The organism is Serratia sp. PL17, assembly GCF_017832355.1.
In the GTDB taxonomy this organism is placed as follows: Bacteria; Pseudomonadota; Gammaproteobacteria; order Enterobacterales; family Enterobacteriaceae; genus Serratia.
Genome location: NZ_JAFIBY010000002.1, coordinates 159,742 through 177,040, shown reverse-complemented (window position 1 = coordinate 177,040; position 17,299 = coordinate 159,742). Strand labels below are relative to the sequence as shown.

Sequence of the window (17,299 nt, the reverse complement as noted above, 5' to 3'; positions counted from 1 at the left end):
GTTCAAAAAATGATACTTTGTACCCGAATATCGATAATAAATATTAAAAATACAGTTAAATCAAAGCAATTAATCAAGATACCTAATTTCAAAAAGATAGAGCACCCAAAGGATAATGTTATGAAATACCAAAACGATTTCACCGTTACCCACAAAGCCGCCGTGATGCGCAGTGACGCGACTGCGCCAGCGAACCTGCTGAATGAAGATGTCTGCCTGCCGGCCGCCGTGATTAAGCTCAGCAGCCTGGAAAACAATATCGCCTGGATGCAACACTATGCCGATGCCCGCGGCGTCTCGCTGGCGCCGCACGGGAAAACCACCATGACACCCTGGATCTTCCAGCGCCAGGTGGCTCAGGGCGCCTGGGCCGTTGGCGTCGGTTCCGCCTGGCAGGCAAAGGTAGCGATGGAAGCCGGTGTGCCACGGGTGCTGATGGCTAACCAACTGGTTGGCAAGGCCAACATGCGCTTGATTGCCGAACTGAAAGCGCAGCATCCCGCGACAATGTTCTTTTGCTGCGTCGACAGCCTAAGCAATGCACAAAGCCTCTCGGCATTTTTCAGCCAGCAGGGGCAAACGCTGGATGTTCTGTTGGAATTGGGCGTCCCTGGCGGCCGCTGCGGTTGCCGCAACGTGGCGCAAGCAGAGCAACTGGCGCAGGAGATAGCCAGGCTGCCGGGGTTACGACTGCACGGTATCGAGCTGTATGAAGGCGTGATGCACGGCGACGATGCCCAGCGCAAAATCGAACAGTTTCTGCGTGACGCTGCCGGCTTGCTGCGTGAACTGCACCGGCAAGGTGTATTTGGCGGTGAAGAAGCGATCCTCACCGGGGCCGGCTCTTCCTGGTATGACGTGGTCTGTAGCGTCTGGAGCCAAGAGACGCTGCCGGCAAACTGCCGTCTGGTGATTCGCCCCGGCTGTTACATCACCCACGATCGGGGGATTTACCAAGACGCGCAAAATGCCGTGTTAGCCCGTGACAGCTACGCCTGCGACCTGGCAGGAGAGTTAACCTCAGCGCTGGAACTGATTGCGCTGGTCCAGTCTGTACCGGAACCCGGCAGGATTATCGTCAATTTCGGCAAACGGGATGCGGCCTTCGACGCCGGCTTGCCACAGCCGATCGCCCATTACCGCAGCGGTGTTCAGCAACAAAGCGACGTCCAACGCCTGACAACCCAGGGGATTATGGATCAGCACGCCATGCTGAGCTGTCCGGCAACGTTCCCGGTACAGGTCGGTGATATTCTGGTGTTCGCCACATCGCACCCGTGCCTGACCTTCGATAAATGGAAAACGCTATTTTTGATTGATGATGATTACAATGTCATCGAAACCATAGAGACGTTTTTCTGATAATGGAAAAGGATATCTGATGAATAACCTGCCCACCGACAGTCTCTTGTCGGTGCAGAATCTCTCCCTGGCAAGTCCAGGGAAGCCACCGCGGATTCATGGCGTCACCTTTGCCCTTCAGCAAGATGAATCCGTCACCATTATCGGCCCAAACGGCAGTGGAAAATCCACGTTATTACGGCTGCTTACCGGTGAGCTAAAACCGAGTGGCGGTGAAATACGCTTTCAGGGAACGCCCTTATCCACCATCAAGCCGCATCAACGTGCCCGTTCTATCGCTTTGCTTAGCCAGCACGATAATGCCGATTTACGGCTTAAGGTTAACGAGTATGTGGCCCTGGGTCGGTTGCCCTGGCAGGCCGATAGCCTGCCATCTGAGCATCTACGCATTGTGGCAAAAGCGATGGATGACGTGGGCCTCCACTCCCTGCAACATGTGCCGTTGGGCAATCTTTCGGGTGGCGAACGCCAGCGTGCCGGATTCGCCCGGGTATTGGCGCAGCAGCCGATGCTGCTCTTACTCGATGAACCCACCAACCATCTCGATCCGCTAGCCCGCCACCAACTGCTGTCGCTGATTCATAAAAAAAAGATAGCCACGTTAAAAGTGCTGCATGATCTGGAGTTGGTACAGCCCTTTTCACACCAGGTCATCATGATGAATCAAGGGAAAATCGTTTGCCATGGCAGCCCTGATGCCGTGCTGGAGTCGGTGCACCTGCAACAGGTGTTTGGGATGAAATCCCTGCAAGCCCGCCATCCTGAAACCGGCAAAGCCCTGCGCTTCTTCGAGGCATTGCCGACATAAACCCGCTCAAATCCCAACAATCGACGGTTGTTTGATCTAACTACATTTGTCATATGAATTATTCAGGTATGTTGCCCCCGTATCCAACAAGCCGGGTTACTGACTTCGGTTTTTGAATCTGGAGTCGATGTGAAAAAGTTAACCCTCGCCACATTACTGGCATTAACTGCAGGAAGCGCCGGCGCTTCTGGTTTCCCTGTCACGGTGGACAACTGTGGTCAGCCACTGACCTTTACCCAAGCCCCACAGCGCGCCGTTATTCAAGACATTAATATGTCGCAAATGGCGTTTGCCCTGCGGCTGCAGCCGGCGATGGTTGGCGTGACGGGGATCTCCGGCTGGTATAAAAATATCCCTGAATTCACGCAACAGCAGGGGGCGATCCCTGAACTGGCGCCGAAATACCCAACGATCGAAAACCTGCTCGCCGTGAGTCCTGACCTGTTCTTTGCAGGCTGGAATTATGGTCTGCGTGGTGACGTTACCCCGCAAGCGCTGGCAAAATTCAATGTCAAAACGCTGGTGCTGAGTGAAAGCTGCATCCACGTCGACAAGCATCGCCCACGCGCCAGTATGGATTTGTTATACGGAGACATCATTAGACTCGGTAAAGTATTTGGTAAACAGGAAGATGCGGAAACACTGGTCAATGGCTGGCAAAAACAGGTGGAAGGTATCCATCGCAAAATTGCGACGCAAAAACCGATAAAGGTGTTTCTTTATGATTCCGGTGAAGAAAAGCCCTATACCAGTGGGCCTTACGCCATGCCGACGGCAATTATTGAAGCCGCTGGGGCAAAGAATGTGATGGAAACCCTGAACACCAGTTGGACGACCACCAATTGGGAAAGTGTCGCGGCGATGGAACCTGAATTTATCATTCTGGTAGATTACCAATCAGAGGCATCCAGCGATACCGACGCACGGCAGCTTTTCCTTGAACAACATCCCCTGATGAAAAAAACACTGGCGGTTATTCACCACCGTTATTTGAAATTAAAATATCAGGAACTGACGCCGGGGCCGGCCAATATTGAAGCCATCCATAAACTGGCTCACGCTCTTTATCCCGCCGCCTTCAGCTAATGTCGGAAAAAAACCGTTTTAGGCTGGCATGGGCAGTCGCCCCACTGCTATTGGCAGGGCTCATCCTCGGCAATATCGTGCAAGGCAGTGTGCCACTCTCTTTTTCTCAGGTGATGACCGCGCTGGGTATCACCCAGGGTGATGTGCCGCCAATGATTAAAAGCATTGTGCTGGAACTGCGTTTGCCACGAACGCTGCTGGGTTTACTGGCAGGAGCCGGATTGGCACTGGTCGGCGCACTCTTGCAAACCACCACCCGCAACGATCTGGCCGATCCTTTTCTGTTCGGCCTTTCCTCGGGCGCCTCTGCCGGCGTGGTGCTGGTGATTACCCGTCTCGGTAATAGCCTGGGGGCGTGGGCTTTACCCGTTTCCTCTTTTGTTGGCGGAATACTCTCCGCCGCGGTCGTGATGCTTATTTTCATGACCCAATCGCAGAAAGGCACCGAGAAACTGATCATCTGCGGCCTGGCGGTCTCTTTTTTATTCGGGGCCTTCACCAATTATCTGGTTTTTTCCGGCGATCAACGAACAGCCGGCAGCGTACTCTTCTGGACACTGGGCGGGCTGGGTCTGGCCCGTTGGGATAATTTGATTTTTGCCTTGATCGCGCTGCTGTTACTGGTGGTATTGATTACATTACGCTGGCGATCGCTGGATGCTTTACTGGCGGGTGAACAGACTGCCGGCACGCTGGGCATCAACACCAGCCGATTACGCATGGAAGTCTTTCTGTGTTGTTCGCTGGCGACCGCGTTACTGGTGGCATTAACCGGAGTGATTGGGTTTGTCGGCTTAATGGTTCCCCATCTGGCACGCCCCTTTACCGGCGTACGTCACCGGCGCCTGCTGCCGTTGGTTGGCGTCATGGGAGCAATGTTACTCTCTGCCGGCGATCTGCTAAGCCGCGTCATTGCCGCGCCCCAAGAACTGCCCATCGGGATTATTACTGCCGGTCTTGGCGGGATTTTCGTGCTGGTTATTTTACTGCGGCGCACTCACTGATCCTTGATTTACAGGGCAGGTTCCTAAAAGCAACCAGCCAATCGATTGCGAAATGGCAAAAAATCGGCGTTTTAGCGCTTGCAGTGTCCAAAAGCGCGAGTATAATGCGCGACAATTTGCCAGGAGAAAGCATGAAAAACGACGTTTGTTTTGTTAGCCACAACCGACAAAACCGACTGCCAATCGGCAGCCAACTGCCGTTATTTCTCCTGTTGCTAAACCGATCGTTTCAAGCCCCTCGTTGAGGGGCTTTTTTTTGCCTTAAAAAATCATGCCCGAGAGATTTCGGGGCGCAGCCAGAGGTAACCGCTTGAATCACCCTGCGCTTAGTCAGCTAAGTGACGGGGGAAAAGCGAGAAGCCAACACCGCTGCGGTTCGAAAGATGACGGGCATTCCCGCGCCACGGGCATGTGTCGAGAAGGAGTGAAAAATGGCCAATCCGCTGTATCACAAAAATATCATCTCTATTAACGATCTCAGCCGCGAGGATCTGGAGCTGGTGCTACGCACCGCCGCCAGCCTGAAATCCAATCCACAGCCTGAGCTGCTAAAGCACAAGGTCATTGCCAGCTGCTTCTTTGAAGCGTCAACCCGTACCCGCTTGTCGTTTGAAACCGCGATGCACCGCCTGGGGGCCTCGGTGGTTGGCTTTGCCGACGGCAGCAACACCTCACTCGGCAAGAAAGGCGAAACCCTGGCTGACACTATCTCGGTCATTGGCACCTACGTCGACGCCATCGTAATGCGCCACCCACAGGAAGGCGCTGCACGGCTGGCAACCGAATTCTCCGGCGGGATCCCGGTGCTCAACGCCGGTGACGGAGCCAACCAGCATCCGACGCAAACGCTGCTGGACCTGTTCACCATTCAGGAAACGCAGGGCCGCCTGAACAACATCAATATCGCTATGGTGGGTGACCTGAAATACGGACGTACCGTGCATTCACTGGCACAGGCGCTGGCTAAATTTGAAGGCAACCGCTTCTTCTTCATCGCCCCGGACGCGCTGGCCATGCCGACCTACATCCTGAAAATGCTGGAAGAAAAAGGCATCCAATACAGCCTGCACAGCAGTATCGAGGAAGTGGTGCCTGAACTGGATATTCTCTACATGACCCGGGTGCAGAAAGAGCGCCTGGACCCTTCCGAATACGCTAACGTGAAAGCGCAGTTCGTCCTGCGTGCAGCGGATCTGGCAGACGCACGTACCCATCTCAAAGTCTTGCACCCGCTGCCGCGCATTGACGAGATCACTACCGACGTGGATAAAACACCCTACGCCTACTACTTCCAGCAGGCAGGCAACGGTATTTACGCACGTCAGGCACTGTTGGCGCTGGTATTAAACGCAGATTTGGCTCTTTAAGGGGGAACCGTCATGACTCACGATAACAAACTGCAGGTTGAAGCAATCAAATGCGGTACGGTGATTGACCATATTCCGGCACAGATAGGGTTTAAGCTACTGACGCTGTTTAAACTGACTGCCACCGATCAGCGCATCACTATCGGCCTGAACCTGCCGTCCAATGAGCTGGGCCGCAAAGATCTGATTAAAATCGAGAACACGTTCCTGACGGAGCAACAAGCCAACCAATTGGCGATGTACGCCCCCAAAGCGACGGTTAACCGCATCGATAATTACGAGGTGGTGCGTAAACTGACTCTCAGCCTGCCGGATCATATCGACGGCGTGCTGACCTGTCCGAACAGCAACTGCATCAGCCGCAGTGAACCGGTATCGTCCAGCTTTAGCGTGAAATCCCGCGACGGTGACGTACACCTGAAGTGCCATTACTGCGAGAAAGAGTTCGAACACCAAGTCGTATTGCAGGCAGACTAAATCTGCGGTTTTCGCCGGGAGACGGCGCTGTTATTCTCCCGGCGACGCCCTATAATGGGGTTTCTGGATAGAACAACCCACGTTGCTACCCAATGGATTTTAAGCCGTAGCCAACAACGCTGCGGTTTGAAAGACGAAGGGTAAATTAGGAGAAAAAATGTCACGTAACATCAGCACTGAACTCGCCCCGGCAGCCATTGGTCCTTACGTGCAGGGCGTTGATCTGGGCAGCATGATCATCACTTCCGGTCAGATCCCTGTCGATCCTAAAACCGGTGCCGTTGCCGACGACGTGACCGCTCAGGCACGCCAGTCACTGGAAAACGTTAAAGCGATCGTTGAAGCCGCAGGCCTGAAAGTCGCCGATATCGTGAAAACCACGGTATTCGTGAAAGATCTGAACGATTTCGCCACCGTTAACGCCGCGTACGAAAGCTTCTTCACCGAACATAACGCGCCTTTCCCAGCACGTTCTTGCGTCGAAGTTGCTCGTCTGCCAAAAGACGTGAAAATCGAAATCGAAGCCATCGCCGTTCGTCGTTAATTCTACGGCAACGCGCCCAACGGTCAGCCATCGGCTGGCCGTTTTTATTGGCTTGCGCGACGGATGCCGCCGGCAGCTTCTATTATCGGAGAGGATTGAGGTTTAATGTTCTTCGCGGCTTGTTTCAAAACGGCTATCACTTCCTCACGAGAAGCGGTAATCGGCATCCCCTGGGGTGTCAGGTTATTAATCTCCTCAGAAGTATAGGTTTTTACCCCCCTCACCTTTTCCCCTTCGGTTTTGTATACCTCCAGCTCATAGGCGTCATTTTTCGCTATAAGCCGATCCGTGGTTTTAATGACCATATTTCCCCCTATAATCCCGCCAGTTGATCGTCATTGTCGCTCAAATAATGTGCAACTTCAATCGAGGCCGAGTCCTCGATAAACCATTGGAATAATGCCTGCGCATCACGGTAGAGAATGCCTTTATCGCCAGCGGTGATATCAATAAAGTGATGCTCGTTGATGTAATAATCAGCGACTCTCACATTGACAGGCGATATTAGCCGTAAGCCAGTACATCGGGTGTCGACCATCAATAATATCGCAGCATAGAGAGCAAAACGGAAAGTATTACCATCAAGACACGAGTCCTGGATGTGGAAATTTTGCAGCATTTCAACATTCAACACCGCAGACATATCGCCCGCTGCGGGACAGAACTGGCATATGCAGGCTCCGGCCGGCCTCTGAGCCGCATTCAGGATCTTAAAGCTAAATTTAAAAATATCAGGGTTATCCAGCGCCGCACCGCTTAATGCCCATGGGATACGCAAATTTTCAGCTTGCTGACGCGTCTGCACGATGCACCATTCCAAATCCTCACCAGTCAGCATGTGCACCTGAATGTTATAGGCCGCGGCAGTAAAAATTTCATTGGCGGTAGCCAAGGCGGCTCGCCCAAGCTCCTGAATGTCAAAATCATGCGGCATCATCATTCCCTTGAATACTTTTTAAAATTAACCTGTTAGAAAAATCCTTTTCTGTTTTATCGCTATCTTTTTATGCCGTTGAGGAAGAAGCAATCCCCGTTTTTTGTTACTGAGTCAGGCTCCGCAAATTTGCCCTTTTTTAAGGCGACGTTTGCTGCCAATGCACCTTAAACGTGCTTTCCTGCCCCTGAAACACGCCATTAGGTGCCATTTTCGCCCCTTTCTCACCTTGGCACATTTTATGCTGGATCCGTTTACAGCCTGTAATGTCGACGAGGTGATGATGCTAAATATCGATCTGTCCGCTTCACCGTTTTTTGATGAGATGCTTCTGGCTGAGGGTAAACACCGGGGTCACTACGAAGCTTACTGGCACTGGCTGCAAGAGGCCGACCAAAAGGCCATTCAACGCAAAAGAGAAGAAGCTGCACTGCTGTTTCACCGAGTGGGGATTACCTTTAATGTCTATGGTGATGACGATGGTGCCGAACGCCTGATCCCGTTTGATAGCGTGCCACGCATCATTCCCGCCAGCGAATGGGCGATGCTCGATCGCGGCATTCGCCAACGTGTTCAGGCGCTAAACGCCTTTCTTCACGACATTTACCATCAACAACATATTCTGAACGCCGGGATCATTCCGGCAGAACAGGTGCTGGCGAACGATCAATATCAGCCTTGTATGCAAGGAGTCGATCTGCACCGCAATATTTACGCGCACATCGTTGGCGTGGACATGGTGCGTAACGGTGACGGCCAATATTACGTGCTGGAAGATAACCTGCGCACGCCCTCCGGCGTTTCCTACATGCTGGAAAACCGCAAGATGATGATGCGCCTGTACCCCGAACTGTTCGCCCAGCAACGCATTGCACCGGTGGAACGCTATCCGTCGCACCTGCTGCAAACCCTGCGCGAAAGCTCGCCGATTAACGATCCCACGGTCGTGGTACTGACTCCGGGCCGCTTTAACAGCGCCTATTTCGAGCACAGTTTCCTGGCGCAGCAGATGGGGGTTGAGCTGGTGGAAAGCGCCGACCTGTTCGTCAAGGACGGCGCCGTGTTTATGCGCACCACCGCCGGGCCTTGCAAGGTGGATGTGATTTACCGCCGGGTGGACGACGCTTTCCTCGATCCGCTGGCGTTCCGCCCCGACTCGATGCTCGGCGTTCCGGGGCTGCTGTCGGTTTACCGCACCGGCAATGTGGTACTGGCAAACGCCATTGGCACCGGCGTGGCCGACGACAAGTCGATCTATCCGTATGTGCCGGACATGGTGCGTTTCTATCTGCAAGAAGAGCCGATCCTCAACAACGTCCCCACCTGGCAATGTCGTCACAAGAATGAGCTGTCCTATGTGTTGGCCAATCTGGATCAGATGGTGGTGAAAGAGGTCCACGGTGCCGGTGGTTACGGCATGCTGATCGGCCCGGCGGCGACCAAAGACGAAATCGCCCATTTCCGCACCTTGCTGTTAGCCAAACCCCATAACTACATTGCGCAAAATACCCTGGCGCTGTCGACCTGCCCGACTTTCGTCAACGAAGGCTTGGCCCCGCGGCATATCGATCTGCGGCCGTTTGCCCTCAGCGGGGCTGAAATTCGGCTGGTGCCCGGCGGGCTGACGCGTGTGGCGCTGGCGCAAGGTTCGCTGGTGGTCAACTCGTCGCAAGGCGGGGGAACCAAGGACACCTGGGTGTTGGAGGACGACATATGCTGAGCCGAACTGCCAGTGAACTCTATTGGATGGCCCGCTATCTGGAGCGGGCAGAAAGCATTGCCCGGGTACTTGATGTGACCAACAAGCTGTCGATGATGCCAATCCGCGACAGCGAAGATCAGGATTTGCAGGTGCCACTCAATTTGACCAGCACCGGGCAACTGTATGCCGCCGCCTATCCCGATCTGACCATGGCCAACCTGGTGAGTTTTTTCGCACTCGACAGCCGCAATCACAGCAGCATTTACAGCTGCCTGCAAATGGGGTGGAACAATGCCCATGCGGTGCGTGGCAGCCTGTCCTCCGAGGTGTGGGAGTGCATTAATGCCACCTGGATCGAGATGAAGCTGATCCGCCGCCAAGGCATAGGTTCGGTAGGCGCAGATGCCTTTTTCGACTGGGTGAAAGAGCGTTCACACCTGTTTCGCGGTGCCATGTTCGGCACCTTGTTACGCAGTGACGCCATGTGCTTTATCCGCCTCGGTACCCTGTTGGAGCGAGCCGACGGCACCGCACGCCTGCTGGGGGTCAAGAATACCTTGATGGACAGCGACGGCGACCCGGTACGCGAGTATTACCGCATGGACACGTTGCTGCGGGCCGTGAGCGCGCGCGAAGCCTATCACAGCATCTACAAACAGCAGCTCAGCCGGGACACCATTGCCGAACTGATGATCCTGCGTAATGAAATCCCACGCTCCCTGCTGGCCTGCGTCGGCGACATGGTGCAGCAGCTGGAGCAAATTGGCGGTAACCGTTCAAATCAGCCACGCCGACTGGCGCACACCCTGCACGCCGAGCTGCGATTCAGCAGCATGAAAGACCTGAACAAGGTGGGGCTAACCAACTGGTTAGACGCGTTTCTCGGGCAGATTAGCGGTATTGCGGAGAGCGTCCATCACACTTATCTGGAGGCACAATGAAACTGAACATTGAGCACAATACCCATTATACCTACGCCCAGCAGGTACAGCGTAGCACCCAGTATCTGCGCCTGACGCCACAGGACTCAGAGCATCAACGCATCATCTCCTGGCAACTGACGCTGCCGGAAGAGGCGGTATGCACCACCGACGCCTTCGGCAACGTGCTGCATGTACTGACGCTGGATCATCCACACCAGGCGATTACCATTCAGGCCCATGGCGTCGTGGAGATTGAAGATAGTGCAGAGGATCAGGTCACGGGGCATCTGTCACCGCTGGTTTTTCTGCGTCACAGCCCGCTGACCCAGCCCGACAGCGCGATACAGGCCTTTGCCCTGCGCTATCATCAACCACAGGCGGTGCTGGACGGGCTGGAAAACCTGATGGGCGAACTGTTGCTAAAAATGCCTTACAGCCCAGGCTCCACCAGCGTCACCGACAGCGCCGCCCAGGCATTCGCGACCGGTACCGGCGTTTGCCAGGATCATACCCATGTGTTTCTGGCCTGCTGCCGCAGCCTGAACATTCCGGCGCGCTACGTCAGCGGCTATCTCTACAGCGAAGACTCCACCCATGTCGCCACCCACGCCTGGGCAGAAGCCTGGATCGACGAACGCTGGCACAGCTTTGACGTCACTAACAATACCCGCTTGCCGAATCAGCACCTTAAGCTGGCCGTGGGCATCGACTATCTGGACGCCTGCCCGGTGCGCGGCATGCGGTTGGGGGGAGGGTGTGAAAATATGCAAACCATGGCCGAAGTGCAGATGATGCCAACCGGGCAATAGCCCCTTGCCGAAAGCGAAGGTTTACGGCACGCTGGCGTTTGGCGGCGTGCCAGTAATGTTTTGAGGGATTTGGTATGACCTATTGTGTGGCCATGCGCTTGTCATCCGGGCTGGTCTTTGCTTCCGATTCACGCACCAATGCCGGAGTGGACCATATTTCCACCTTCCGCAAACTGCACGTGTTCCAACAAGACGGTGACCGCATGCTGGTGCTGCAAAGCGCCGGTAACCTGGCAACCACCCAAAGTATCATTAGCCTGCTGCAGCGCCGCTGCAAGGACACCGAACGTCTCAACCTGTTGAATGCACCCAGTATGTACGAAGCCGCCACGCTGGTGGGCGAAACGGTGCGTGAAGTGATCCAACGCGACAGCGAAGCACAGCAGAGTGGCAGCACCACTGACTTCAGTTGTAACCTGTTGCTTGGCGGCCAGATCACGGGCGAAGAGATGCGATTATTCCATATCTACCCGCAGGGTAATTTTATCGAAGCCACCCGCGATACGCCTTATTTCCAAATTGGCGAAAGTAAGTACGGCAAACCGATTATTGATCGGGTGCTGAATTACGACACGCCATTGGAACAAGCAATGCAGTGCGCGTTGATTTCGCTCGACTCTACGCTGCGCAGCAACCTGTCGGTCGGCCTGCCGCTCGACGTGATGATCTACCCACGCGACAGCTTTAGCAGTTCGCAACAGTACCGCATCACCGAAGATCACCCACATTTTAGCGCCATCCGTAAAGGCTGGGGCGAAGGGTTAGTCAGCATTTTCAAACAGTTGCCGCCGTTGCAACTGTAGGTTTTTGAGGGCTCAGCATGCTGAGCCCCTATACATGTTGAGCTCCGACGCCCGCTGACTTACCTCACTCGACGGCGCTGGCGCGCAATAGCGTTTCCAGCGGATATACCGCCGCAATCACCACTTCATCCCGTATCTGCGCCGCTGCGTCAAGCTGCTGCTGTATCTGCGCCGCTTCTGCCTTACTCAGCGGCTTGTCCTGTTGATAACGCTCCAACAGCATCAGCCCCAGCGCGGATAGCGCGCCGACATCTTGCGCCACTGGCGCCAGATCCTGCATCACCCGGTTACCGGCAATCACCGTTTTTACCGGTGCAGTATTGAGCTGCCAGCGTTGTAGGCGCTCACGCAATGCCTGCGCTGACGCACGGTCGTTGCGATCCTTCACCAAAGCGGCAACCTGCTGGCCCATTTCGCGCACCGCGTTACTTTCCGGGGGTAAGGCATCGGCAAAGCGGTTCAACGGTTCGAACTGATGGTAATTGCCGGCCTTGAATTTGAGATGCTGACGGGTGTAGTACTGGCCCGGCTCCACGGCTTCGGCCAGGGTTTGCAGCGGTGCAATCTCTACGCTATTTGCGAGCCGGGTAAATTCGCGCGCGGTCTCAGCATGCTGTTGCAGCCCCACCGACACCACCGACCAGGCATCAACCGCCGCCAAGCGCCGATACATGTTGTTTTCATCGGTCACATCCTGCGCCGACCACAAACGCTCCGCTACCGCAAACCCACGTGGCCACAGCTTGAGATCAAGGATGGGCGCTCTGATATTTTCCGCCCACAGCGCCGCTTCACCGCCGAGAATATTGGCCTGCTGCTTCACCCCCGGCACTACCGGCATCTTGCCTGCCGGGATAGCCGCCAGCTTGCTGCCGCTCGTCGGGTAACGTACGTTGCCGACCAACGTATACCCGCTGAGTTTGTCTTGATCTAGCCTGAACACCGGACGCGTATCCCCCATCCAGGTATCGAGACGGAAACTCACCTGTTTTGGGGAACGCCAGACAATATCGTGCAACGCACGGCGCGACTTGCCGTTGAAGTCAATAAAACCGCGCCAGCCCTGTTTCCCTTCAATCAGAGTAAAACTGCCCTCCACTGCGCTGCCCTTCAGGCGTGGCATGCTGAACTGCCAGCTCTGCACCTTCTCATCAGGCTGTACCTCGGTAGCGACGCCCAGTGGTTGAGGCAGGATCTCATTGCGATAGTGATATGCCGTGCTCTGCGGTTGATCGAGGTAGAAGCCGGTGGACAGGATCCCTTGATAACCGTCCTGCGCACTGGCGCCGAGCGAGTCTGGCCCCTGCCAAGACTGGATAACGATGGTGCGCGGCAGAGACGGATGATAAATCTCATCCCAGCCGACCATCTGCCGCTGGTGCTGTTCAAGGATTTTTTCCAGCCTCTGGTTGAAGTAGGCCTGCAACGCATGAGCGTCTGCCAGCTGATGTTGTTGCATAAAGGCCTGAATGGTTTTTGATGCTTTCCACTGGCTGGCATCGACCTCGTCACCGCCAATATGCAGGTAGGGATCGGGGAAGATCGCCGCCAGCTCACCAATGATCGCGTCAACAAATTGATAAACTTCATCGCGTGTCGGATCCAGGGTGGGCTTATGTACGCCCCACTTGCGCTCCATTTGATACGGCCCCGGCGCGCTCATCAATTCCGGGTAGGCCACGGCGATACTGGAAGCATGGCCTGGCAGATCGATTTCCGGCACGACGCGGATGCCGCGAGCGGTGGCGTAGGCCACCACCTGTTGCATCTGCTCGCGGGTATAAAACTGGCCATCGCTGGCCTGCTGTTGCAATTTAGGGTAATGCTCGGAGGCAAAACGCCAACCCTGATCGTCAGTCAGGTGCCAGTGAAATACGTTGAGTTTGGCTGCTGCCATGCCGTCAAGCTGGCGCAGAATATCCGCCACCGGCAGGAAATGACGTGCGGAATCTAACAGCACACCGCGCCACGGGAAGCGCGGCACGTCGGTAATGCTCACCCACGGCAGGAAAGTGTTCTGCCCATCGGTCTGCACCAACTGGAGCAGGGTTTCCATACCCCGTAGCGCACCAAAACGGGTATTTGCCGTCAGCGTAACGCCGTCCGGCTTCACCACAAGTTTATAGCTCTCGTCACTGCCCGGCAGCGGCTGCATCGCCACCTTATCTTTGATATCGACCTGAATGACCACACCCGCGTTTGTTGCTGCCTGTGGTGCCAACGTCCAGCCGGTTTGCAGTTCAATACGCTGCCGCCAGCGCTGCTGTGCATCGGCCAAATCGTCGCCCTGTACCTTGATCGATAAGCGGTGATCCAGCACCAGCTTGCCCGCTGGCTGGGTCAGGTCAACCTGTTGTGGCCAGGGCATCAGCGGCAGATCGCCGGCCGGCTGCGCCAGTGCGCCCAGAGACAACAATAACGATGAAGCCAGTAGCGTATAACGCAAAGTTCTGTGCATCAGAAATTCCTCAGAGGAAAAAATATCAATAAAAACAGCAAACGATAATGAAGCTGTAAATAAAGACTGAGCACAGTGCAGATGTCCAACCCTGAGGCTGAAAAGCCGGGTTGGATCACAGATGCCCCTCCTACGGACGCAAGAGGGGCGCGGGTATTATTGCCAGCCGTAGCGGCGCACAAACCAGCCTTTTACGCACTGGGTCAGCACCATGTAACCGGCCAGGATCAGCACCAACCACGGGAAATAACCGAGTGGCAGCGCCTGCAATTGCAGGAAGCCGGCCAACGGCGAGAACGTCAACCCAATGCCGGTCGTGATCACGACCAGAGTCATGATACACAGCGGCCACGAAGGACGACTCTGAATAAACGGAATTTTGCGGGTGCGGATCATGTGCACAATCAGCGTTTGCGACAGCAGGCCCTCAACAAACCAACCTGACTGGAACAGCGTCTGCATTTCTGGCGTATTCGCCTTAAACACCCACCACATCAGGCTGAAGGTCAGCACGTCGAAGATCGAACTGATCGGTCCGAAAAACACCATAAAGCGCCCAATATCGCCGGAGTTCCAACGCTGTGGCTGCGTTATCTGATCGTCATCCACGTTATCAAAGGGAATCGCAATCTGCGAAATATCATACATTAGGTTCTGAATCAGCAGGTGCAGCGGCAACATCGGCAGGAACGGCAGGAAAGCGCTGGCGATCAGCACGCTGAACACATTCCCGAAGTTGGAGCTGGCGGTCATCTTGATGTACTTGAGCATGTTGGCAAAGGTACGCCGCCCCTCGATCACCCCCTGCTCCAGCACCATCAGGCTTTTTTCCAGCAGAATGATATCCGCCGCTTCCTTGGCAATATCCACCGCGGAATCAACGGAAATACCAATATCCGCCGCACGCAGCGCGGGCGCATCATTGATGCCGTCCCCCATAAAGCCGACCACATGGCCCTGCTGGCGCAGCAGCTTGACGATACGCTCCTTGTGCAGCGGCGTCAGCTTGGCGAACACCGTGGTGCGTGCCGCCGCTTGTGCCAGCTGCTCGTCGTCCATTTGTTCGATTTCACTGCCGCGCAGCACATGATCCGCCGCCAGCCCGACGTCTTTACACACTTTCGCCGCCACCAGCTCATTGTCACCCGTGAGAATTTTCACCGTGACACCGCTGTTTTTCAACGCCGCCAGTGCCGGCGCCGTGCTCTCTTTCGGTGGATCGAGGAAGGCCACATACCCTTCGAGGATCAAATCGGATTCATCGGCCACACTATATTCATGGGCCTGCGCCGGCAGGATTTTGTTCGCCACCGCCACCACCCGCAGCCCTTGCTGGTTAAGATCGTCGGTGATACGCCGAATCCGAGCCAGCAACGCCTCAGTAAGCGGGATGACCTCATTTTCCTGCCGCACATGGCTGCAAATCGCCAGCATCTCTTCCAGCGCACCCTTGCAGACAAGCTCGTGATATTGCGCGTCTTTGGCGACCACCACCGACATGCGGCGGCGCTCAAAATCAAACGGGATCTCATCGACCTTGCGGTAATGCTGCAGCACATCCGGCTGTTCATTTTGCTCTGCGCAGCTCAGCACCGCCACATCCAGCAGGTTTTTCAACCCCGTCTGGTAGTAGCTGTTCAGCCAGGCATAATGCAGCACCCGGTCACTGGCGACACCGAAGACGTCAGTGTGGCGTTCCAGCACGATTTTATCCTGGGTCAGGGTGCCGGTTTTATCAGTGCACAGAATGTCCATGGCGCCAAAGTTTTGAATGGCATCCAGACGTTTGACGATCACCTTCTGCTTGGACAGTTTCACTGCCCCTTTGGCCAATGTCGACGTGACGATCATCGGCAGCATTTCCGGGGTTAGCCCCACCGCAACCGACAGCGCAAACAGCGCGGCCTCCCACCAGTCACCCTTGGTGTAGCCGTTGATCAACAACACGATCGGCGTCATCACCAACATAAAACGGATCAACAGCCAGCTGACCTTGCTAATGCCGCTCTGGAAAGCGTTCGGTTGTTCATCCTGGTTGATTACGCGCTGCGCCAACTGGCCAAAATAGGTGTCTCCACCGGTGCCGATCACCATCGCAAGCGCCGTGCCACTCACCACGTTGGTCCCCATAAAGCACAGGTTTTGGCATTCCAGCGGATCTTCCGCCTGGCCGCGCAGCTCGGCAATCTTTTCTACCGGCAGAGACTCACCGGTCAGCGCGGCCTGGCTGATGAACAGATCCTTCGCGGACAGCACGCGGAGATCTGCCGGGATCATGTCGCCCGCCGCCAATTTAATGATATCGCCCGGTACCAGCTGAGATATCGGCAGTTCAATATGCTCGCTTTTGCCCGTCAGCGCGTCACTGCGGATCACTGTCGCGGTGTTGCTGACCATAGCTTTCAGCGCATCCGCCGCCTTGTTGGATCGCGCTTCCTGAATGAAATTCAACAGCGTTGAGATCACCACCATCAGGGCGATCACCAGCGCGCCGGTCAGATCCTCCGTCGCATAAGAGATCATGCCCAGCGCGGTCAGCAACAAATTGAACGGATTGCGGTAGCAGTGCCACAGGTGTTGCCACCAGGCCTCTTGCTGCTGATCGTCGATAATGTTTTCACCGCAGCGCTGGCGCACCACATCCGCCTCATGGGCGGTCATCCCTTCCGGGTGGCTATGGAAGCGCAAATAGAGCTGGGTTGTGTCGGCAACAGCACAGTCTATACGTTGCTGCGCCAGGCCGGCGGGCAGCCCCTGTGCTTTGCCGCCAAGGCCATCCAACAGGCTGTCACGGTGCACCAAACGGCGCGGTAAATTGCGGCTGAGCAGGCCCAGCAGCCGACGGGGGATATTTTTCAGTTTCATTTTTTCGCACCTCGTCGCCCATTGCCTCACGACAGCGGGTGAACGCAGGATCTTTCCCCTGCCAGGCTTTCGGACACGCCAAAAAGCCTCTGCCGGGGCAGATTCTTGTATTTTTAAAAGCAGCAGGAGCGAACGACGGACGTGCGCTACCGGTTAC

The 17,299-nt window shown here is 55.4% G+C and carries 15 protein-coding genes; 11 read left to right on the top strand and 4 right to left on the bottom strand.

All coding sequences use genetic code 11. The annotated features are described in order from the left end of the window. Positions 1-120: 120 nt before the first annotated feature. From JOE25_RS09595 to ridA, 7 genes are all read left to right on the top strand, one after another. Positions 121-1,362, top strand: coding sequence for an amino acid deaminase (locus JOE25_RS09595; protein ID WP_209634473.1), 1,242 nt, complete (start codon positions 121-123; stop codon positions 1,360-1,362). 19 nt (positions 1,363-1,381) lie between these two features. Next, a complete protein-coding gene (locus JOE25_RS09590) occupies positions 1,382-2,170 on the top strand; it encodes an ABC transporter ATP-binding protein (RefSeq protein WP_209634470.1) in 789 nt (262 codons plus the stop codon). A gap of 129 nt (positions 2,171-2,299) precedes the next feature. After that, complete coding sequence (locus tag JOE25_RS09585; protein WP_209634467.1) at positions 2,300-3,256, top strand: ABC transporter substrate-binding protein; 957 nt, start codon at positions 2,300-2,302, stop codon at positions 3,254-3,256. After that, positions 3,256-4,260 carry an iron ABC transporter permease gene (locus JOE25_RS09580; RefSeq protein WP_209634464.1) on the top strand — a complete coding sequence of 335 codons (1,005 nt, stop codon included), beginning with the start codon at positions 3,256-3,258 and terminating at the stop codon, positions 4,258-4,260. The genes JOE25_RS09585 and JOE25_RS09580 overlap by 1 nt, the downstream gene beginning before the upstream one ends. Before the next feature lie 431 nt (positions 4,261-4,691). Continuing rightward, positions 4,692-5,627 (top strand): aspartate carbamoyltransferase, encoded by a 936-nt coding sequence (pyrB, locus tag JOE25_RS09575; protein ID WP_209634462.1) that lies wholly within the window; start codon positions 4,692-4,694, stop codon positions 5,625-5,627. A 12-nt stretch (positions 5,628-5,639) separates the two neighbouring features. Then, the gene (gene pyrI, locus JOE25_RS09570) at positions 5,640-6,104 is read left to right on the top strand and encodes an aspartate carbamoyltransferase regulatory subunit (protein ID WP_209634459.1); all 465 of its coding nucleotides are present in this window, start codon (positions 5,640-5,642) and stop codon (positions 6,102-6,104) included. 157 nt (positions 6,105-6,261) lie between these two features. Continuing rightward, entirely contained in the window at positions 6,262-6,648 is a 387-nt protein-coding gene (gene ridA, locus JOE25_RS09565) for a 2-iminobutanoate/2-iminopropanoate deaminase (protein ID WP_209634456.1), read from the top strand. 44 nt (positions 6,649-6,692) lie between these two features. Here ridA and JOE25_RS09560 read toward each other — a convergent pair whose 3' ends face one another. Then, positions 6,693-6,953 carry a hypothetical protein gene (locus tag JOE25_RS09560; RefSeq protein WP_209634453.1) on the bottom strand — a complete coding sequence of 87 codons (261 nt, stop codon included), beginning with the start codon at positions 6,951-6,953 and terminating at the stop codon, positions 6,693-6,695. 8 nt (positions 6,954-6,961) lie between these two features. Further along, positions 6,962-7,588 (bottom strand): hypothetical protein, encoded by a 627-nt coding sequence (locus tag JOE25_RS09555; protein ID WP_209634450.1) that lies wholly within the window; start codon positions 7,586-7,588, stop codon positions 6,962-6,964. Between the two features lie 277 nt (positions 7,589-7,865). On the opposite strand from JOE25_RS09555, the gene JOE25_RS09550 reads away from it, so the two are divergent. The 4 genes from JOE25_RS09550 to JOE25_RS09535 all read left to right on the top strand — a co-directional run bounded on the left by JOE25_RS09550 (position 7,866) and on the right by JOE25_RS09535 (position 11,819). Next, complete coding sequence (locus tag JOE25_RS09550; RefSeq protein ID WP_209635272.1) at positions 7,866-9,302, top strand: circularly permuted type 2 ATP-grasp protein; 1,437 nt, start codon at positions 7,866-7,868, stop codon at positions 9,300-9,302. Continuing rightward, positions 9,296-10,225 carry an alpha-E domain-containing protein gene (locus tag JOE25_RS09545; protein WP_209634447.1) on the top strand — a complete coding sequence of 310 codons (930 nt, stop codon included), beginning with the start codon at positions 9,296-9,298 and terminating at the stop codon, positions 10,223-10,225. The genes JOE25_RS09550 and JOE25_RS09545 overlap by 7 nt, the downstream gene beginning before the upstream one ends. Next, positions 10,222-11,016, top strand: coding sequence for a transglutaminase family protein (locus JOE25_RS09540; protein ID WP_209634444.1), 795 nt, complete (start codon positions 10,222-10,224; stop codon positions 11,014-11,016). Before JOE25_RS09545 ends, JOE25_RS09540 begins: the two co-directional genes overlap by 4 nt. A 74-nt stretch (positions 11,017-11,090) precedes the next feature. Then, a complete protein-coding gene (locus JOE25_RS09535) occupies positions 11,091-11,819 on the top strand; it encodes a proteasome-type protease (RefSeq protein ID WP_209634441.1) in 729 nt (242 codons plus the stop codon). Positions 11,820-11,883: 64 nt separating this feature from the next. Here JOE25_RS09535 and JOE25_RS09530 read toward each other — a convergent pair whose 3' ends face one another. Together JOE25_RS09530 and mgtA are read right to left on the bottom strand one after the other, a co-directional pair. Then, entirely contained in the window at positions 11,884-14,277 is a 2,394-nt protein-coding gene (locus tag JOE25_RS09530) for a family 20 glycosylhydrolase (protein WP_209634439.1), read from the bottom strand. Positions 14,278-14,433: 156 nt separating this feature from the next. Then, positions 14,434-17,142 (bottom strand): magnesium-translocating P-type ATPase, encoded by a 2,709-nt coding sequence (gene mgtA / locus JOE25_RS09525; protein ID WP_209634436.1) that lies wholly within the window; start codon positions 17,140-17,142, stop codon positions 14,434-14,436. Positions 17,143-17,299 lie beyond the last annotated feature (157 nt).